Below are 18,253 nucleotides of genomic sequence, written 5' to 3'. Positions count from 1 at the left end.
CATCAGCCTCAGGGGGGGGTGCGGTCACTCGACGCCGAGGAGCCGCCGCCGGTCGTCGGGACGGGATGCGAAGTCCACACAGGTTGTTTGGTGGACGATGCGCCCCTTCTGCATGACGGCCACGTGCTGGGCGACCGAGAGGGCCAGCCCCAGGTTCTGCTCGACGAGGACGACCGTCATGCCCTGCGCGGTCACCTCGCGGATCACCTCCCCGACGTGAGAGACGATCGCCGGAGCGAGGCCGTCGGACGGCTCGTCGAGGAGCAGCAGCCGCGGGTTGCCGAGCAGAGCCCGGGCGATCGCCAGCATCTGCTGTTCTCCTCCGGAGAGCTCGTCACCACGGTGCCCCAGTCGCTCTCCGAGCCGCGGCAGCAGGTCGAGGATCCGTGCCCGGGTCCACGGCCCCCGCGCGGGGCGCCGCGAGGCGATGGCGAGGTGCTCCGCCACGGTGAGCGGTGCGAACACCCGGCGCCCCTGCGGAACGACGCCCACGCCGGCCCGGGCGATCACGTCGACGCGGGCGCCGACGGTCTCCCGGCCGTCGACGGTGACGCTGCCTTCGTACGGCCGGACGAATCCCATGACGGTCGAGATGAGGGTGGTCTTCCCGACTCCGTTGCGCCCGAGGACGGCAACGGTGCCGCCCCGTTCGAGATCGAGGTCGACTCCGCCGAGTACGACGCCCCCGGCGTAACCGGAGCGCAGGCCGCGCACACTGAGGAACGGCTTCACGAGGCGACCTCCACGGTGCCCAGGTAGGCGTTCTGGACCTGGGCGGAGGCCCGCACCTGGTCGGGAGGGCCGGTCTCGAGGTGTCTGCCGAGGTGCATGACGGTCACGGTGTCGGCGAGCTCGAAGACCATGTCGAGGTCGTGTTCGATCAGGAGCACGGTCACCTCGCCTGGCAGGGCGGCGATCAGCTCTGTGAGCCGCTCCGTCTCCGCCGGCGACATGCCGGCGGCCGGTTCGTCGAGCATCAGCAGCCGGGGTTCGGTGGCGAGCGCGACGGCGACCTCCAGCTGCCGCCGTTCACCATGCGAGAGCGCGGCCGCCGGGTGGTCGTGCCGGGCGGGCAGGCCCACGCGCTCCAGCAGCGTGCGCGCCTGCGTGATCGCCGCCGCCCGGCCACTCACCTTCCGCCAGCCGCCGAGTCCCGTACCGGTCCGCCGCAGCACGGCGAGCAGGACGTTCTCCAGCACGGTCTCCCGCATGAAGAGACTGGAGTGCTGGAAGGTCGCGGCGGCGCCGAGCCGGACCCGGCGGTGCACGGGCAGCCGGGTCACGTCCCGTCCGTCGAGGAGGAGGGATCCGGCGCTGGCGGGCAGGGTGCCGGAAATGAGGCCGAACAGCGTCGACTTGCCCGCGCCGTTCGGGCCGATGACGGCGTGTCGCGCCCCGGCCCGCACGGTGAGGCACACCTCGTCGACGGCCGTGAAGGACCCGAAGTGCTTGGACACCTGGCGCAGTTCCAGGAGATGGGGATCGGTCATGCCATCCTCTTCCGGGTCGGCTTGTGCGGGAGCCGTACGCCGGCCAGTCCGCGGGGCAGTGTGTAGACGGCGATGACGAAGAGCAGCCCGAGGAGCAGCGGACCGCGTCCGGCGACGGCCTCGAGGTTTCCGAGGTAGTCGCGGGTGAGCCAGATGAGGGCGGCCGCGGCGCACGTCCCTCGCATCGATCCCGCGCCGCCGATGACGACGGCCAGCAGGGCCAGGGCGGCGATCTCGAATCCGGCGTCGCCGGGCGAGACGAACCGCTGCACCGAGACCCACAGCGAACCGGCGGCGCCTGCCAGCGCCGCGGCGCCGCAGTAGACGGTCAGGGCGTAGCGCCGGGTGGGGTAGCCGATCGCCTTCATGCGGGCCTCGTTGTCGCGGATGCCGCGCAGGGCGAGGGCGAAGGGTGTCGAGCCCAGGCGGGTCAGGGCCGCGAAGAGCAGCAGGAAGACGGCCAGCACGTAGAAGTAGACCAGTCCGTCGAGCTCCAGTGCGGGCATGCCGGGCAGCGGGACGACGGGCGGGATCCCCGAGAGTCCGTCGGTGCCGTTGGTGACCGGCTTCCAGTTGACCGCGGCGCTGTAGGCGATCTCGCCGATGGCCAGCGTCAGCATCAGGAACACGACGCCGCGGGCGCGTACGGCGAGCCACCCGGTCGGCACCGCGACCAGGGCGGAGGCGCCTGCGGCGACGAGGAGTTGGAGCGGTCCGATGTCGGTGAGCCTCGTGGCGACGATCGCCGCGGTGTAGGCGCCGACGCCGAAGTACGCCGACTGGCCGAGGGTCGGCAGTCCGGTCAGGCCGGTGAGCAGGTTGACGCTCAGCGCGAGGAGGGCGAACACCAGGATCCGAGACAGGGTGCCGACGGCGTACGGGCCGAGGAGGAAGGGGGCCAGGGTGAGCCCGAGCAGGACGGCGGCCACCGGCAGCCGCCGTACGACGGTGCCTGCGGTAGGCGTGGTGGCTGAGGTGCCTGCGGTGGATGTGGTTCGGGGAGTACTCATGTGCGCACCGCCGAGGGGACGAGGCCGTGCGGGCGGACCACGAGCACCACCAGCATGGTGCCGAAGAGGAGGAAGGGGGCGTACGCGGGAAGCAGCGCGACACCGAGGGTCTGGACCTGGCCGATGAGCAGGGCCCCGGCGAGCGCCCCGCGCACGGATCCGAGCCCTCCGACGACCACGACGACGAGCGAGAGGACGAGGACGCTCTCGTCGACGCCCGGCCCGGGGCCCAGTATCGGTGCGCCGAGGACGCCGCCGACCACCGCCAGGGCCGCGCCGAAGGCGAAGACCCCGTAGAGCACCTTGCGGACGTCGACGCCCTGGGCGCGGACCATGTCCCGGTCGGCGACGGTGGCCCGTACCAGGGCGCCGAGTGAACTGCGTTCGAAGACGAGGTACACGACGAGTGCCAGAGCCGTCGCCACGGCGATGAACACCAGCCGGTACACCGGATACGTGTGGCCGAGGAGGGCCACCGTGCCGCGCAGCGGCGTCGGCGGGTCCGTGGGCAACACCTCGCCGCCGAAGGCCGCGGCCAGGAGGTCGGCGACGATGAAGGTGATGCCCAGGGTGAGCACCGCCTGGTCCAGGTGTCCGCGCCGCGCCAGCGGCTGGGTGAGCAGCGTGAGGGCCGCTCCCCCCAGGGCGCCCGCCAGGGCGCCGGCCGCCAGCGCGAGCAGCAGACCCGACACGCTGCCGTCGGACAGGGTGTAGGCGATGTAGGCCCCGGCGAGGTAGAGCGTGCCGTGCGCCAGATTGAGGACGTCCATCATGCCGAAGACCAGGGAGAGGCCGACCGCGATCGTGAAGAGCAGCAGTCCGAACGCGAGCCCGTCGACGACGCTGACGACGTTGCCGTCGAGCCATCCGGTCACGTCAGCCGCCCAGTCTGCCGAGGTCGCCCGCGACGGTGTTGGCCCCCTGCTTGACCTCACGCAGGTACCAGGGCTGGATCGGGGTGCCGCCGCTGTTGAACCGCCAGGTGCCCCGCGGGCTGTCGATGTCCCCCACCGTGGAGATGGCGGTGTTGACGGATTCCGGGGTCACGGTGCCGCCGGTGCCGGCCGCCTTGATCGCCTTGTCGAGCACCTGCGCCGCGTCCCATGACGCCATCGCGTAGGTGGTCGGTGCGGCGCCGTAGGTGGACCGGTAGGCCGGCGCGAACTGCCTGTTGGCGGCGTTGTCCAGGTCCGCGCTGTAGTTGAGCGCGGTGAGGATGCCGTTGGCCGCGTCTCCCTGCCCCGCCAGTACGCCGCCCTCGGTGAGGAAGCCGGGCGCGTAGAGCGGGATCCTGCCGGCCAGGCCGAAGTCCCGGTACTGCTTCACGAAGTCGACGGCTGCGCCGCCGGCATAGAAGCAGAAGACCGCCTTCGCGCCGGAGTTCTCGATCTGTGCGAGGTAGGGCTGGAAGTTCTTGGTGCCGGGGAAGGGTGTGTAGACCTCCTCCCCCGCGATCTTGCCGCCTGCGGGGAGGAAGGTGGATTTGAAGCCCTCGACCTCGTCCTTGCCCGCCTGGTAGCCCGCGGCGACGAGGAAGACGGGGCCGCCGGCCTTCGCTGCGACGTGTTTGCCCAGCGCCTTGCCGGGCTCGTCGTTGACGTACGAGGTGCGCCAGATGTACTCGGTCCCGGTCAGGGTGGTCGGCGAGGCGTTCGAGCCGACGAGCGGGATCTTGCCGGTCTCGAACAGGTCCTTGACCCCGTTGATGGTGGCCGAGCTCACCACCCCGCTGACCGCCAGCACCCGGTCCTGCTTGACCAGCTTCTCGGCCGCCGCCTTGCCCGAGTCGGCGGTCTCCCCCTCGTCCGCGATCACGATCTCCACCTCACGGCCGCCGAGTTTGCCGCCGTGCTGTCGGACGTAGAGCTCGAAGCCCTGCTTCATGTCGTCGCCGAGCGCCTTGTAGATCCCGGACTGCGGAACGAGGAGCCCGATCTTCACCGGCCCGCTCTGCCGTGTGCCGTCGCCGGTCCCGAGGCTGGCACCGCCACACGCCGTGGCCAGCAAGAGGCCCGTGGTGACGGTGAGCAGACCTACGGGGCGAAATCGACCTGCCATGGTGACTCCGTACGTTGTCAACCGGACCTGGCGGACCGGATGTTGCTGATGGGATACCGCGTGGGGCGCGCCGCCCGATGCGTCTGTCGCCGGGAGGCACCTTCGCGCCGACCGCCCCTCGCCGTCGGGCTCGGTCGCGCCCTGTGGGGTCGGAATCTTCTGAGGTGACACGTGTCTATCGCGGGACTGCGACGCCCGTCAAGAGCTCTCGATATAACCATCCCGGATCCCCCCGACCCCTTGACCCGGGACTCGCGTATGACGTAGCTCTAGCCATCGTCAATTTGACGCCATACCGATTCGGCGGCGAGCCCTTGATCAGTCAGGGCGTGAAGCACCATGACCGACGATCCATCGCGGCGCAACATCCTCAAGAACGGCGGCGTACTGGCAGGCGCCGCCCTGCTCACCGGCCTGCCGGGCGGACCCGTGGCGCAGGCGGCCGCCCCGCGGGCGGGTGGTTCCCCGACCGTCGTGGAGCTGCCCGCGGGTGGGCGGCTGCGTGGAGGTGTGGAGGGAGGGCTCACCGTGTTCAAGGGCGTCCCCTACGCCGCTCCCCCGGTCGGCGCTCTTCGATGGCGCCCCGCCCAGCCCCATCCCGGATGGCAGGGAACGCGCGACGCCACCGCTTTCGGGCCGAGTGCGCCCCAGCCGTACCGGGAAGGGGGCGACGCGGTGCTCGGAAACCACGGTGCGCCCCCGTTCAGCGAGGACTGCCTCACCCTCAACGTCTGGACGCCCGCCGCCGACGACGCCAAGCGGCCCGTGATGGTCTGGATCCACGGCGGCGGCTTCATCTCCGGATCCGGCTCGCTGCCCCACTACTCCGGCGAGACCTTCGCCCGGAACGGCGACCTCGTCGTCGTGACCCTCAACTACCGGCTCGGCCCACTGGGCTACCTCTACTTCGGCGAGGAGGGCGCCGGCGGGAACTTCTGGCTCACCGACCAACTCGCCGCACTGCGCTGGGTGCGGGACAACATCTCGGCGTTCGGCGGCGACCCGGACCAGATCACGCTCGCCGGACAGTCCGGCGGCGCGCTGTCGGTGGCGGCGCTGGCCGGCGCCCGGCCCGCCGGCCGCCCGTTGTTCCGGCGCGCCATCCTGCAGAGCCCGCCGCTCGGGCTGCAGATCCCCAGCCGCTCGGAGTCACTGCAGCGCAGCGCCACCTTCCTCGGCATCCTCGGAGCCGGAAACGTGGCGGAGCTGCGGGCCGTCCCCTGGCCCCAGTTGATCGCCGCCACCTTCGAGATGTTCAAGCGCACCGGCAGGTGGGGCTACTGGTCGACTCCATACCTGCCCGTCCTCGACGAGGAGACGATGGAGCGCAGCCCCGCCGACCTGCTGCTCAGCGGTCCCGGGGCGGACATCGACGTCCTGATCGGCTGGACCCGGGAAGAGGCCAACTTCGCCTTCGCCCTCAACGATACGTACACCGCGTCCACCAGGGACCAGGTGCTTGCCCGAGCGCGGGACACCTTCGGATCCCGGGCGGCGGAGGCCTACACGGCGTACGAGGAAGCCCGGCCGGGCGCCCGCCCCGTCGACGTACTGATGGACCTGATCGGCGACGATCTGTTCCGCATGCCCGCCCTCGCACTGGCCGAGCGGCGGGCGGCCCGTGGACGGCCGGTCTGGGCCTACCAGTTCGACCTGCCGACGCCGGCCCACAACGGTCAGCTGGCGGCGGCGCACTGCCTGGAGCTGCCGTTCGCGTTCAACAACTTCGACAAGTGGTCACAGGCGCCCTTCCTGGCGGGGCTGAGCCCCCGGGTCCGCGACGGCCTCGCCTCGGCCATGCACGCATCGTGGATCTCCTTCATCCGCACCGGCGACCCCAACCGCGGTCCCCTGCCGAACTGGCCGCGCTACGAACGTCATTCCCGTACCACGATGCGTCTGGACTCGGTCACCGCCGCGGTCGACGACCTCGCCGGGTACTGGCGGCGCCTGCACCACCCCACGGCGTCCCGCTAGCCGATCCCCCGGCAGCCGGAGGGGAGAGCCGCCGCCTGGCCGCCCGCGATGTCCGCACCGCGACGACGAGGCGGTGGCGCGCCGCCCGCCGGGGCCGGACGAGCACGCCCGGATCAGCGGCCTGGTGTTCGGCGCGACATGACTGCTCGGCGGCGCGGTCCTCAGACTCTCGCTGTGGCCGGACGCCCCGCGCCGCCGTTCAGGGTGCGTCCGCACTCTCCTCGCTCAGGCCGGTGACCTCCTGTACGTGCTGCAGGCTGGGCGGGGCGAGTACGTCGTTCAGCTGCTGGAAGATCTGGCGCGCGCCGACCGCGTTCCAGTCGGCGGGGAGGAGCTCGGCGGGCAGGCCGGGGTCGAGGTAGGGCAGGCGTCGCCACTGGGTGAGCATCGGCACGTAGTGGCGGAACGCCTCGGCGCCGTCGATCCCGCGTTCCGGCGTCAGCCCCTCGGCGACCGGGCCGTACGCCCGGGTGAATCCGGCGTACTGCTCCTCGATCGCCGGGAAGTCCCACCACGAGCTGACCGTCTCGGGCAGATCACTGAAGGCGGCGTAGTCGGCGGCGAACAGGTGGACGTAGTCGCTGAGGCCGAGCCGGACGAGCATGTCGCGGGCGTCGCCGAGGAGGCGGCCGGGGGCCAGCCACACGCCGGGGGCGATATTGCCGAATCCCAGCCAGGTCAGGCGGGTGCGCAGCTGGTAGCGGTACGACCGCTCGGACTCGGGTACGGAGAAGACGGCCATCGCCCAGCCGTCGCTGAGCTTCGCCGGCTCCAGGCTGCCGAAGATGCGCCGGTCGCCCTCGTCGAAGACGGGCTGGGCGGCCGCGCTGAGCCGGTAGCCGGTGGCACCGCGGCGTTCCGGTTCGAGGACGCCCTTCTTCTTGAGCCGGGAGATCGCCGAGCGCGCCGCCGGGCCGTCGACTTCCAGTTCGGACATCAGGGTGATCAGGTCGGCGACGGAGATCCAGCCCCCGAGGCGTCGCAGGAACGCCCCGTAGACCGTGTTGATCAACGAGCTGGGCCTGAGGGGACTGTCCGCCATGATCGCCTTCCGTCGTATGCGGTCGCGATCCTACCGAGCCGGGCGAACGCGGCGCCGTCCAGGTCACCGTCTCGTCGCAGGCAGGAGCCGTCGGATGGCGTCCGGCGGACGGTGGCGGACGTCGGCGGACGAGCTCCTGTGCGGCTGCGGCCGGCCGCGGTCCCGGCCGCAGCCGCGCGGCTCGACCGAGGTCAGAGAGCGGCGGCACGCCGCAGGCGGCCCAGGTCCACGAATTTGAAGTCGGTGTCGGTACGGGCCTCGCCGTCGGACCCGGTGGAACCGGGGGTGTTGGCGCCGTCCTGGACGACCAGCAGCCCGTTCGGGAACTTCGTGCCCAGCGGTGCGCTCGTGACGGCGGCGCCGTCGCACTCCTCCGAGCCGTCGGGCGCACCGGGTCCGCTGCCCGGGGCGATGCGGAAGCTGCGGACGTACGCGTTGCCGTGCCCGCGGTCGAAGACGGCGAAGGTGTCGTCGCCCTGACTGGAGGCGAGCAGGTAGCCGCCGCGCCCGGGGTGCCGCGCATCGCGCCAGATGGTCAGGCCCTCCACGTCGGCGGATACGTGCCGTCCGCCGAAGCCGGGGTCCGCACCCTCGTCGCATTCCTCGGTCTGCGGGTTCCAGGTGCCGGGCACTCCGAAGGACCGGACCTTCTCGATCAGGCGGGCGGGGGAACGGAGGTCGGCGTCGAGCTTCCAGATGCCGACGTCCTCCTGTCCGGCGTAGAGGTCACCGGTATCGGGATCGACGACCATGCCCTCGACCTGGGGGAGCTCGCCCGGTTCGCCGCACGGTGTCCACGACCTCCCGTCGGGCAGCGTGAAGGAGGAGGGCAGCGAGGTGGTGCGGACCGTGCGGTAGCCGACCTTCCCCTGCGCGGTCGGCAGGAGTTCGGCCAGCGCGAGAGCGGTGGCGTGGCGCCGGCTGGTGACCGCGAACGAACGGCCGCTGCGACGGTCGGTGTAGGCGGCCAGACCGTATGCGGTCCGCTGGTCGTCGACCTCGTCCTGGCCGGTGGAGAAGACCGGCGGGGCCGCCGCCTCGTCGGTGACGTCGACCAGCGGGGCCGTGGGCCGCGCGGGGTCGATCCGGTAGACGCGCAGCTGATCGCGGCCGCGGTCGGAGACGACGGCCACGTCGTGGCGGCCGTCGGGGAAGCGGAGCCCGGTGATGAGGTCGACGTTGTTGAAACGCCCGGGCATGTCGCCGTCCGCCGGGGGCGGCGGCGCCGGCAGGGACTGCACCTGGCGCCCGTCCAGGTCGTACACGCGCAAGCCGCCTTCCTTGGCGGTGGCGATCACCAGACTGCGGTCGGGGTCCTTCGCGTTGCGCCAGATCGCCGGGTCGTCCGCGTTCGCGTTGCCGCCGGCCTCGTCGTCGAAGAGGGAGGGCGTCTCGACGGAGGCCGACACGCGGGCCGGTGAAGGCGCCGCGCCGCGCTCCCCGCGGGCGTGCGCCGGTGCGGCGATCACCCCCAGCACCACGAGGGTGGCCGCCGCCACGACCGGAGTCCGCTTTTTCGGCATCACACTCATCTTGCCTCCTGCTCACGGGTTCGAGGTCGGGCCGGCCGCAGAGTCGGATCGTTCGGTGCGCTGCACGGCGGGCCGCCCCCACCGTGGGCTACCTGCGGGTAGCCTCCATGGAGCGGATATGGCGTGCGCATGACTACACCGTGAAATCCCCCGGCCGCCCGGCTTTCTTAGCAGGACGTTAGATCTGCGCGGCGGACCTTGAACGGGTGCGACGGCAGCCGCATGCTCTGGACACTCCCCCACCGCCGGGGCACTTCTCCCGTCCCTCATCAGGGTCCTCCCGCCTGGAGCCGCCATGTCCTCGCCTGCCGTCCTGCCCGCATCGCCGCCCGGGGACGAGCGCAAAAAGCGCCGCCTCGCCCTGATCGGCGGCTCGCTCGGCAATCTCGTCGAGTGGTACGACTGGTTCGTCTACGCGAGCTTCGCCATCTACTTCGCCGACTCCTTCTTCCCCGGTGACAACCCGACCACCCAGCTGATGAACACCGCGGGAATCTTCGCCGTGGGCTTCCTGATGCGCCCCGTCGGCGGGTGGATCCTCGGCCGCGCCGCCGACCGGCACGGCCGCAAGAGCGCGCTCACCCTCACCGTGACCATGATGTCGGTGGCCGCCCTGCTGATCGCCGTCGCCCCCACGTACGGCCAGGCCGGCTACTTCGGGGCTCTGGTCCTGCTGCTCGCGCGGCTGCTGCAGGGGATGAGCATCGGCGGCGAGTACGCGGCCAGCGCCACCTACCTCACCGAGGCGTCCGCCCGCAATCGGCGCGGGCTGGGCTCGTCCTTCCAGTACGTGTCGATGACCTGCGGTCAGCTGCTCGGCCTGGGCATCCTGATCACGATGCAGCACACGCTCACCACGGCCCAGTTGGAGAGCTGGGGATGGCGGATCCCCTTCGTCCTCGGGGCGTTGTTCGCGGTGGTCGTCTTCTGGCTGCGGCGCAGGCTCCAGGAGACCGACGCGTTCAAGGAGGAGTCGGCGGACGAGGACGCGCACGACGACAGCACGCGGGGCACCCTGAAGGCCCTGTGGCAGTACCGGCGGCAGGCCGGCCTGGTCATGGCGCTCACCCTCGGCGGTACCGTGGCGTACTACACGTACACCACGTACCTCACCAAGTACCTGGTCGGCAGCGCGGGCATGGAGAAGACGACCGCCACGCTGGTCAGCTTCACCGCGCTGACCCTCTTCGCCGTGCTGCAGCCCTTCGCCGGGATGCTGTCCGACCGGATCGGCCGCCGGCCGCTGCTGATCACCTTCGCGGTGGGCTGCACCGTCGGCACGTACCCGATCATGACCGCCCTCGGGTCTGCGTCCTCGTACTGGTCCGCGCTCGGCCTGTCCCTGCTGGCCCTGGTGATCATCACCGGCTACACCTCGATCAATGCGGCGGTCAAGGCCGAGCTGTTCCCCACCCGGGTGCGCGCCCTGGGGGTGGCGCTGCCGTACGCGATCGCCAACGCACTCTTCGGCGGTACGGCGGAGTACGTGGCGCTGTGGTTCAAGAGCAGTGGGCACGAGACCATGTTCTTCTGGTACGTCTCCGGGTGCGCGCTGATCTCCCTCGTGACCTACGTGCTGATGCCCGACACCCGCAACACCGCGCTCAGCCGCGCCGAGGCCGAGGCCGAGGCGAGCACCGAGGCGGCCCGGGAGCGTCCGGCGAAGGCTCCCGTAAGCTGAGCCGACCGGGGTCACAGGTCGCGAGGGAATGTCTATGCACGCGCTGATCGTCGAAGACGACGACCGGATGGCCCAGGCCCTCGGCACCGCCCTCGCCCAGCGCGGGCACACCGTCCGCCGGGTCGCCCGTGCGCTGGACGCCCTGCGGCACGGCCGCGAGGCCGAGTTCGTCCTGCTCGACCTCGGCCTTCCGGACCTCGACGGGCTCGAACTGCTGCGGCGGCTGCGTACGGTCTGCGACGCGCCGCTGATCGTGGTGACCGCACGCTGCGAGGAGCGCGACATCGTGCAGGGGCTGCGGGCGGGCGCCGACGACTACGTGGTCAAGCCGTTCCGGATGGCGGAACTGATGGCCCGTATCGACACCGTACGCCGCCGGACGGACACCCACGGGGGACGTTCGGGCGTCCACCCGGCCGACCTCGCCGACGCGGCGGGGAGCGGCGCCGGCGGCGGCCGGCCGGTGCGCAGCGGGGACGTGGAGGTCGATCTGGCGGGCCGCACCGTCAGGGTGGCGGGCGTGGAAGTACGGCTGACGCGCAGGGAGTTCGACGTGCTCGCCTTCCTGGCCGCCCGCCCGGGCGAGGTGCACTCCCGCGAGGAGATCCTGGACCGGATCTGGGGTGACGTGTTCCTCGCCGCCTCCCGGTCCCTGGACGTCCACGTGGCGGGCATCCGCGCCAAGACCGGGCGCTCCGGCCTGGTGCGGACCGTCCGCGGGTTCGGCTACCAGCTCGGCGCGCCGGCCCCGCCCGACGGGCGGGACGGCCGGCGGCACGGTGAGCAGGACGGCGGACGATGAGGCGCAGGCTCCTCGCCGTGCTGATGGTGCTCATGGGAGCCGCGGCGCTGCTGCTCTGCGTCCCCCTGGCCGACGCCTACGCACGCGGTCGCACCGAACACCTGCTCCTGCAGCGGCGTTCGGAAGCCGTCCGCTTCGCCGACCTCGCCGACCGGATGCGCACCGCCGCCGACCGGGCGGAGCTCTCGGCCGAGATCGGCCGCTACGCCCAGCTGTACGGAGCCGGGGTGGTCGTGGTCGACACGGCGGGAGCGACGGTCGCGCGCGCCGGAACCGGGCCCGCGGCGCAGGCGGCCACCGCGGCGGCCCACCCCACCGGGACCGGCGCCGCCCCGAACGCCGACTCCGAAGCGGCGGAGGCCCGTCGGCGCGCCCTGACCGGTCGCTCCACCGACCGCCTGCCCACCCTTCGCCCGTGGGGCCCGCGGACCGTCGTGCTCGCCGAACCGGTCGGCCGGGACGAGCGGGTCAGCGGCGCCGTCCTGCTCGCCGTGCCCACCGACGCCGCCCGCCGGGACGTGACGGTCCGCTGGTCGCTCATCGCCGCCGGGGCGGTCGCCGCCTTCGCGGCGGCGGCGCTGGTCGCTGCCGGGATCGCCCGTTGGCTCATGCGCCCGGTCCTCGATCTGGACCGGACGGTGGAACGTCTGACCGCCGGCCGCCTCCAGGCGCGTGCCGCCTCCGATACGGGCCCGCCGGAACTGCGGCGTCTGCGGCAGCACTTCAACACGATGGCGCAGGCCATGGCCGACTCCATCGGCCGCCAGCGCGACTTCGTCGCCGACGCCTCCCACCAGCTGCGCAATCCGCTGGCCACCCTGGTGCTGCAGCTGGAGAAGGCGAGCCGCACATCCTCCCCGGCCCCGGCCTGGCCGAGCACACCCGCGCCCTGGAGGAGGCGGAACGCCTGGAGGAGCTGCTCGACGGCCTGCTGGCCCTGGCCCGGGTGGAGTCGGACACGGTGGAGCTGACGGACCAGGACGTGACGCAGGCGGTACGCGACCGGGTGACGGCCTGGACCCCGGTCTTCCACGCCGCGGGTCTGGAGCTGACGGCCGCCGGGCTGCCGGAAGACCTGCGGGCGCACGCCCTGCCGGACGCGGCGGGCCGGATCCTGGACGCGCTGCTCGACAACGCCGTCAAGTTCGTACCGCCCGGCGGCCGCGTGGAGGTGCGTGCCGCACGCGGAGCGGACGGATGTGCCGTCGTCCGGGTCACCGACGACGGGCCGGGCGTACCGGAGGAGCAACGGGGGCTGTTGCTCCGGCGTTTCGCGCGCGCTCCCGGACACCAGAACGTCCCCGGCAGCGGACTGGGGCTGGCCATCGCCGACGAGATCGCCCGCATCAGCGGCGGCGGGCTCGACGTCGCCGGCAATGTGCCGCACGGCCTGGTGGTCGGTGTCAGGCTCCCGTCCCCATGAGGCTGCCTCTGCTCAGCCGTACACGGACCGGTAGTACGCGACCGCGCCCGGGTGGAGGGGCACCTCACCGGTGGAGATCGCGAACCTGGGCTCCAGCCGCGCCCCCGCCGTCACCTCGCGCAGCAGGTCGCGCCACCGCTCGAACACGACCTGGAGCAGTTCGCGCACAGGGCTCTCCGGCAGGCCGGGACGGGCCAGCAGGTAGTTGCCGACCCCGATGGTTCCCACCGGCTCGGCCAGGCCGTACGCCCCGGGCGGCAGCGTGACCGCCGTGTAGACGGGGGCGTAGCGCTCGCGCAGGGAGCCCACGAACCCGTCGAGCGGCAGGAACCGCAGTGGCAGCTCGCGCGCCAGCACCGCCAGCGCCGGCGTGGGCACGCCTCCGGACCAGAACAGCGCGTCGACCGTGCCCACGCGCAGGGCGCTCACCGACGCGGCGAGTCCCAGGGGCAATGGGCGCGCGGGCGAGGATCCGCCGCTCAGCCCGGCCTCCCGGAGGACCCGTTCCGCCACCACCTGCACGCCCGAACCCGCCGCGCCCGCCGCGACCGGCCGCCCGGCGAGGTCCTGCACCGAGCGCACCGGCCCGTCCGCCGGGACGAGGAGGTGCGTGTAATTCACGTAGACCCGGGCCAGTGCCGTCACCGGGGCCGGCCGGGAGAACGACTCGCGCCCCAGCACCGCGTCCTCGGCGGCGTCCGCCATGGCCAGGGCCAGTTCGACGGAGCCGTCGTCCAGCTTCCGCAGGTTGTCCACGCTCGCGGCGGTGCTCACCGGAACGATCTCGATCCGGCGCCCGCTCGCGGCGACGGCCTGGGCCAGGGCCCGCCCGAAGGCGTTGTACGGTCCGCCCTCCGGCCCCGTCGCGAGGCGCAGCCGCCGGACCGGACCGGTGCTGCTCCCCGCGCATCCGGCGAGCGCCGCCGCGCACGTGCCGAGCCCGGCACCCATCACCCGTCGGCGGGTCAGCCCTGCGCTGGTCACGGCAGAAGCCTAGTCAGTGCGGCCGTACCTCCGGCCGTAGAGGGCAACCGGCTGTTCCAGTCCGCCGTTCGCCCACTGAGGCGGGGCGCCACCGACCGGGTGGTGGATCGCGCCCCGGTAGCGTCGCCCCATGCGCTTTCACCACGTCGACGTCTTCACCGGCCGTCCCTACAGCGGCAACAGCCTCGCGGTGTTCCCCGACGCGGATGCGCTGACCGGCGCGCAGATGCAGGCCGTCACCCGGGAACTGCGGCACTTCGAGTCCGTCTTCCTGGTCCGCGACGGCGCATCCGAGCGCACACGGCGGGCGCGCGTCTTCGACCTCGCCGAGGAGCTGGACTTCGCCGGCCACCCCCTCATCGGTGCCGCGGCGGTCCTGCACGCCCTCCACGGCGGCGCGGACCACGAGACCTGGACCCTGCGGCTGCCGGCCCGGACCGTGGCGCTCACCACTGAACGCCGCGGCCCCCGGCGGTACGAGAGCCTCCTCGACCAGGGCGCCGCCGCGTTCCTCGGCCGACCCGACCCGCACGGCCTCGCCGCCCTGTTCGCCCTGGAACCGGACGACCTCGACCCCGCCCTCGCCCCGGAGGTCGTCTTCACGGGCCTGCGCTACCTGGTGCTCCCCGTGCGGGGCGACGCGCTGGCCCGCGCCCGCGTCACAACGCCGCTCGAGGTGCCCCTGGCCCGCCTCGGCGCCCAGTGCGCCTACAGGGCCGCTTCACCGGCCGCCCCAGCGAAATGACCGTCAGCGCCGACGGCCGCGGTGAGGACGTCCACACCGTGCGCGTCGGGGGCGGCGTGGCCTTGGTCGCGGAGGGCCGCCTCCACGAGCTCCCGCCGCCGTAGAAGGGCGACGGGGACGAGGTACCCCACCGGACGGTGACCGCCGGACCGCGACCGCCGCTTCAAGCGGTCCTCGGGGCGGGCGCGGGGGCGGGCGTGACGCGTCGGCCGTCCGCGCCGATCACGAACCACTCGCGGCGCCGCGTTTGACCAGGCCGTTTCCTTTGGATCACTGAATCGTTCGTCCGGTGTGCCGATCAGTCGCCCGCCGTGCGGGACGGAGCCGCCTCCCCCGCCGCGTCGCCGCTCGCGGCGGACCGCAGGACCGCTGTCCGCTCCGCTGCTGCTGGCCGGCTGTCTCCTGACCGGCTGCACCGCCCCGGCGCCGGGCCCGGCTGGGGACAAGGTCATCAAGGCCGCCACGCAGCACCTGACCGACGCCTGCCTCACCCGGCAGGGCCTCACGCCGCCCCGGGGCGCTCAGACCCCTTCGCCGACCGCCGATCGGCAGCGCATCGCGAACGCCCTCTTCGGCACCGGCCCGGCGGAGCTGTCCGTCACCCTGCCCACCGGCTACACGGTAAGCGCCCATACCGACGGCTGTCTGGCCGCCGCACAGCAGCGGCTCTACGGAGACCAGCCCGCATGGTTCCGGGCATCGGTGGTCGTCAACAACCTGCAGCCCGAAGCGGCCCACACCCGCCGCACGCTCGCCGAGGTCCGCGCCCGGCACCGCGCCGAGATCGCCGACTGGAACCGGCTGCGTGCACACGCCCTCACCGAAGCCACGACCCTCCTCGACAACCCACCACAGACGGGAAACCAACGACCGTGAAGCGCCTCGCCACCCTCCTCACCGCCGTCGTGATCTCCGCCGGCGGCCTCCTGGCCACCTCTGCCGCAGCCGAGGCGGCGGACTGCCGCAGCGGCTACTTCTGCGTCTGGACGCACGCCGACTTCGACGGCATGAAGATCGAGCACAGCGGCGACGACCACTGGTGGGAGGGCGACATGTTCAAGCAGGACTCCTCATGGGCCAACCACGGCGTCTCCGGCCCGGGCGTCAAGGACCACGTCAAGGTGTACGAGGGCCGCAAGCTTCTGGGACGAGTCACCCTCTGCCTGGCACCCGGGCAGGAGGTCGGTTACAACGCGGGCGCGAACGACAAGGGCGGTTCCCACACTTGGACCGCAGGCTGCTGACGCCTTCCACGGGCCCGATGGTGCTGCGGTCGCACCGCATCCGCAGCACCGGGTACCCAAGGCCGAACCGCCCCGATCCAGCGCTCGTCCCACCTCCCCGACCGACTTCCACTTCGATGCCGGCGTCGATGTGCACGAAGGGAGAACCACCCCGGCCGGACACCGTCCGGGACCCCTTCTCCACCCTGCGCGACCGCCCCTCCGCATCCGGAACACCCCCGCCCGAAAGGTGCCCAGGACAACTGTGTTGTCCGACAGGTGAGTTACCACCGGGAAGTCATGGATCGTCGCACACAGTTCGGGTACCTTCCTTCACGTCGCCGCCACACCCGGGGCACAGGGCCCCATGGGACTTGCGGCGCAAAGGACCCGACACCTGTTGACGACAGCAACCGAAGTCTTCACAGTCCGGCCGTACACCTCGCACTGCCAGGTGATCCACACCGAAGGCGATCACGCCGTCATCGGCATCTCACCGGGGAACAGCTACTTCTCCGCCCAACGAGTCATCGACCTCGCCCACTGGGGCATGCGCAACTTCGAGCAGGTCGACCTCATTTACACCGACATGCATGTGGCGGAGATGTACGAGGCTCTCGGCTACGACCCGGACGAAGCACGGCGCAAGGCGGTGAAGAACCTGCGCGGTGTCCGCGCCAAGGTCAACAACGCCGCTGCCGAAGCGGACCCCACCGGCGTCCGTCTCCGCGCCCGCCCCATGTCGTCCCTCACCGACATCCCGGCGTACCGGAGTCTCCACAACCACCTCAACAACCTCCTCGACATCGACCCGGAGTTCCGCGAGACCTGCAACTCCCTGGTCGACGCGTTCCTCTCCTCCAAGGTCCTGAACGGGAAGGCCGCCACGGCCCGGCAGCGCGAGGTCTGCCTGGAGTACGTCTGCGCCGAAGCGCCGCTGTTCCTCGACACGCCGGCCATCCTCGGCGTGCCGTCCTCGCTCAACTGCTACCACCAGCTCCTGCCGATGGCGGAACTGCTCTACTCACGCGGCTCGGGCCTGCGCGCCTCACGCAACCAGGGCCACGCCGTGATCACCCCCGCCGAAGGAGACTCCGATGCCCACTGACGCCCTGCTCGACTTCCCGTTCTCCGCACGCGGCGACCAGCTTCCCCGAGAGGTCGAGGAGCTGCGCAGCGAACCGGTCAAGCGGGTGCGCACGATCGCCGGGGACGAAGCCTGGCTCGTCTCCTCCTATGAGTTGTGCAAGCAGGTCCTCGAGGATCCGAGATTCAGCCTCAAGGACACCTCGGCCCCCGGTGTGCCCCGCCAGTACGCGCTGACGATCCCGCCCGAGGTCGTCAACAACATGGGCAACATCACCGGCGCCGGACTGCGCAAGGCCGTCCTCAAGGCGATCAACCCCAAAACGGACGGCCTCACCGACTGGATGCGTGCCCACGCCACCAGCCTCGTCGACGGTCTCCTGAGCCACGGCGCGCCGGTCGACCTGCGCGGCCAGTTCACCAACCCGTACGCGGAGAACCTCCACTGCCGCATCCTCGGCATACCGGAGGCCGACGCTCCGCGCCTGGCCGCCAGCCTCGACATCGCGTTCATGAACTCGGCCTGCCCCGTCACGGGCGCCAAGCTCAACTGGGACCGGGACATGGGCTACATGGTGGAGCGCCTCGACGACCCCGCCACCACGGGCCTCATCGCGGAGCTCGCCGCGCTGCGCGAGGACCCCGAGTACGCGCACCTGACGGACGAGATGCTCGCCACGGTCGGCGTCACGCTGTTCGGCGCCGGAGTCATCTCCACCATGGGCTTCCTGACGATGGCGATCGTCTCACTCCTCCAGAACCCCGAGGTGTGGGAGCAGTTGCGCAAGTCTCCGGAGAAGATCCCCGCCGCCGTGGACGAGCTCCTGCGGGTCAACCTGTCCATCGCCGACGGTCTGCCCCGGCTCGCGCTGGAGGACGTCACCCTCGGCGACGTCGAGGTGAAGAAGGGCGAGCTGCTGCTCGTCCTGGTCGAGGCCGCCAACACCGACCCGGCCGTGTACTCCGACCCGCACGTCATGGACATCGACCGGGAGAACGCCGGTACGCACCTCTCCTTCGGCGGCGGAGCGCACTACTGCCCGGCCACCGCCCTCGGCAAGCGGCACACGGAGATCGCCATCGAGGTGCTGCTGGAGAAGATGCCCAACCTCCAACTGGCCGTGCCCTTCGACCAGCTCGTCTGGCGCACCCGCTTCATGAAGCGCCTGCCGGAACGCCTCCCCGTGCTCTGGTAGCGGC

At 71.9% G+C, this 18,253-nt stretch carries 18 protein-coding genes; 10 read left to right on the top strand and 8 right to left on the bottom strand.

What is annotated here, in order from left to right; genetic code table 11:
- Positions 1-24: 24 nt before the first annotated feature.
- The 5 genes from ACWGIF_RS24320 to ACWGIF_RS24300 are packed head-to-tail and all read right to left on the bottom strand — an operon-like array spanning position 25 to position 4,558.
- Positions 25-732 carry an ABC transporter ATP-binding protein gene (locus ACWGIF_RS24320; RefSeq protein WP_453500600.1) on the bottom strand — a complete coding sequence of 236 codons (708 nt, stop codon included), beginning with the start codon at positions 730-732 and terminating at the stop codon, positions 25-27.
- A complete protein-coding gene (locus ACWGIF_RS24315) occupies positions 729-1,490 on the bottom strand; it encodes an ABC transporter ATP-binding protein (RefSeq protein ID WP_453500599.1) in 762 nt (253 codons plus the stop codon). The genes ACWGIF_RS24320 and ACWGIF_RS24315 overlap by 4 nt, the downstream gene beginning before the upstream one ends.
- A complete protein-coding gene (locus ACWGIF_RS24310; protein ID WP_453500598.1) occupies positions 1,487-2,500 on the bottom strand; it encodes a branched-chain amino acid ABC transporter permease in 1,014 nt (337 codons plus the stop codon). The genes ACWGIF_RS24315 and ACWGIF_RS24310 overlap by 4 nt, the downstream gene beginning before the upstream one ends.
- On the bottom strand, positions 2,497-3,375 hold the full coding sequence (locus ACWGIF_RS24305) for a branched-chain amino acid ABC transporter permease (protein WP_453500597.1): 879 nt from the start codon (positions 3,373-3,375) through the stop codon (positions 2,497-2,499). Before ACWGIF_RS24305 ends, ACWGIF_RS24310 begins: the two co-directional genes overlap by 4 nt.
- Position 3,376: 1 nt before the next feature.
- Entirely contained in the window at positions 3,377-4,558 is a 1,182-nt protein-coding gene (locus ACWGIF_RS24300; protein WP_453500596.1) for an ABC transporter substrate-binding protein, read from the bottom strand.
- A 339-nt stretch (positions 4,559-4,897) separates the two neighbouring features.
- On the opposite strand from ACWGIF_RS24300, the gene ACWGIF_RS24295 reads away from it, so the two are divergent.
- Positions 4,898-6,535 (top strand): carboxylesterase/lipase family protein, encoded by a 1,638-nt coding sequence (locus ACWGIF_RS24295; RefSeq protein ID WP_453500595.1) that lies wholly within the window; start codon positions 4,898-4,900, stop codon positions 6,533-6,535.
- A 199-nt stretch (positions 6,536-6,734) separates the two neighbouring features.
- On the opposite strand, the gene ACWGIF_RS24290 is transcribed toward ACWGIF_RS24295, so the two are convergent.
- Together ACWGIF_RS24290 and ACWGIF_RS24285 are read right to left on the bottom strand one after the other, a co-directional pair.
- Positions 6,735-7,577 (bottom strand): PaaX family transcriptional regulator, encoded by an 843-nt coding sequence (locus tag ACWGIF_RS24290; protein WP_453500594.1) that lies wholly within the window; start codon positions 7,575-7,577, stop codon positions 6,735-6,737.
- Positions 7,578-7,768: 191 nt separating this feature from the next.
- On the bottom strand, positions 7,769-9,100 hold the full coding sequence (locus tag ACWGIF_RS24285) for a phytase (protein ID WP_453500593.1): 1,332 nt from the start codon (positions 9,098-9,100) through the stop codon (positions 7,769-7,771).
- A 304-nt stretch (positions 9,101-9,404) separates the two neighbouring features.
- Here ACWGIF_RS24285 and ACWGIF_RS24280 point away from each other — a divergent pair, with 304 nt between their 5' ends.
- The 4 genes from ACWGIF_RS24280 to ACWGIF_RS24265 are packed head-to-tail and all read left to right on the top strand — an operon-like array spanning position 9,405 to position 13,015.
- Positions 9,405-10,790 carry an MFS transporter gene (locus tag ACWGIF_RS24280; RefSeq protein WP_453500592.1) on the top strand — a complete coding sequence of 462 codons (1,386 nt, stop codon included), beginning with the start codon at positions 9,405-9,407 and terminating at the stop codon, positions 10,788-10,790.
- A 34-nt stretch (positions 10,791-10,824) separates the two neighbouring features.
- Positions 10,825-11,592: a response regulator transcription factor gene (locus ACWGIF_RS24275; RefSeq protein WP_453500591.1), complete on the top strand. Its 768-nt coding sequence runs from the start codon at positions 10,825-10,827 to the stop codon at positions 11,590-11,592.
- On the top strand, positions 11,589-12,563 hold the full coding sequence (locus ACWGIF_RS24270; RefSeq protein WP_453500590.1) for a HAMP domain-containing protein: 975 nt from the start codon (positions 11,589-11,591) through the stop codon (positions 12,561-12,563). Before ACWGIF_RS24275 ends, ACWGIF_RS24270 begins: the two co-directional genes overlap by 4 nt.
- Positions 12,554-13,015, top strand: a complete 462-nt coding sequence (locus ACWGIF_RS24265; RefSeq protein WP_453500589.1) for a sensor histidine kinase — start codon at positions 12,554-12,556, stop codon at positions 13,013-13,015. Before ACWGIF_RS24270 ends, ACWGIF_RS24265 begins: the two co-directional genes overlap by 10 nt.
- Before the next feature lie 12 nt (positions 13,016-13,027).
- Here ACWGIF_RS24265 and ACWGIF_RS24260 read toward each other — a convergent pair whose 3' ends face one another.
- Positions 13,028-13,999, bottom strand: coding sequence for a TAXI family TRAP transporter solute-binding subunit (locus ACWGIF_RS24260; protein ID WP_453500588.1), 972 nt, complete (start codon positions 13,997-13,999; stop codon positions 13,028-13,030).
- Between the two features lie 130 nt (positions 14,000-14,129).
- On the opposite strand from ACWGIF_RS24260, the gene ACWGIF_RS24255 reads away from it, so the two are divergent.
- The 5 genes from ACWGIF_RS24255 to ACWGIF_RS24235 all read left to right on the top strand — a co-directional run bounded on the left by ACWGIF_RS24255 (position 14,130) and on the right by ACWGIF_RS24235 (position 18,249).
- The gene (locus ACWGIF_RS24255) at positions 14,130-14,744 is read left to right on the top strand and encodes a PhzF family phenazine biosynthesis protein (RefSeq protein ID WP_453500587.1); all 615 of its coding nucleotides are present in this window, start codon (positions 14,130-14,132) and stop codon (positions 14,742-14,744) included.
- Positions 14,745-15,041: 297 nt separating this feature from the next.
- Complete coding sequence (locus ACWGIF_RS24250) at positions 15,042-15,620, top strand: hypothetical protein (RefSeq protein ID WP_453500624.1); 579 nt, start codon at positions 15,042-15,044, stop codon at positions 15,618-15,620.
- Positions 15,617-15,988, top strand: coding sequence for a peptidase inhibitor family I36 protein (locus tag ACWGIF_RS24245; protein ID WP_453500586.1), 372 nt, complete (start codon positions 15,617-15,619; stop codon positions 15,986-15,988). Before ACWGIF_RS24250 ends, ACWGIF_RS24245 begins: the two co-directional genes overlap by 4 nt.
- Positions 15,989-16,367: 379 nt before the next feature.
- Positions 16,368-17,075, top strand: coding sequence for a tRNA-dependent cyclodipeptide synthase (locus ACWGIF_RS24240; protein ID WP_453500585.1), 708 nt, complete (start codon positions 16,368-16,370; stop codon positions 17,073-17,075).
- Positions 17,065-18,249: a cytochrome P450 gene (locus tag ACWGIF_RS24235; RefSeq protein WP_453500584.1), complete on the top strand. Its 1,185-nt coding sequence runs from the start codon at positions 17,065-17,067 to the stop codon at positions 18,247-18,249. Before ACWGIF_RS24240 ends, ACWGIF_RS24235 begins: the two co-directional genes overlap by 11 nt.
- Positions 18,250-18,253 lie beyond the last annotated feature (4 nt).

The organism is Streptomyces sp. NPDC054849 (assembly GCF_053610945.1).
The sequence above is the reverse complement of the archived record's forward strand: the minus strand, read 5'-3'. Positions and strand labels throughout refer to the sequence as shown.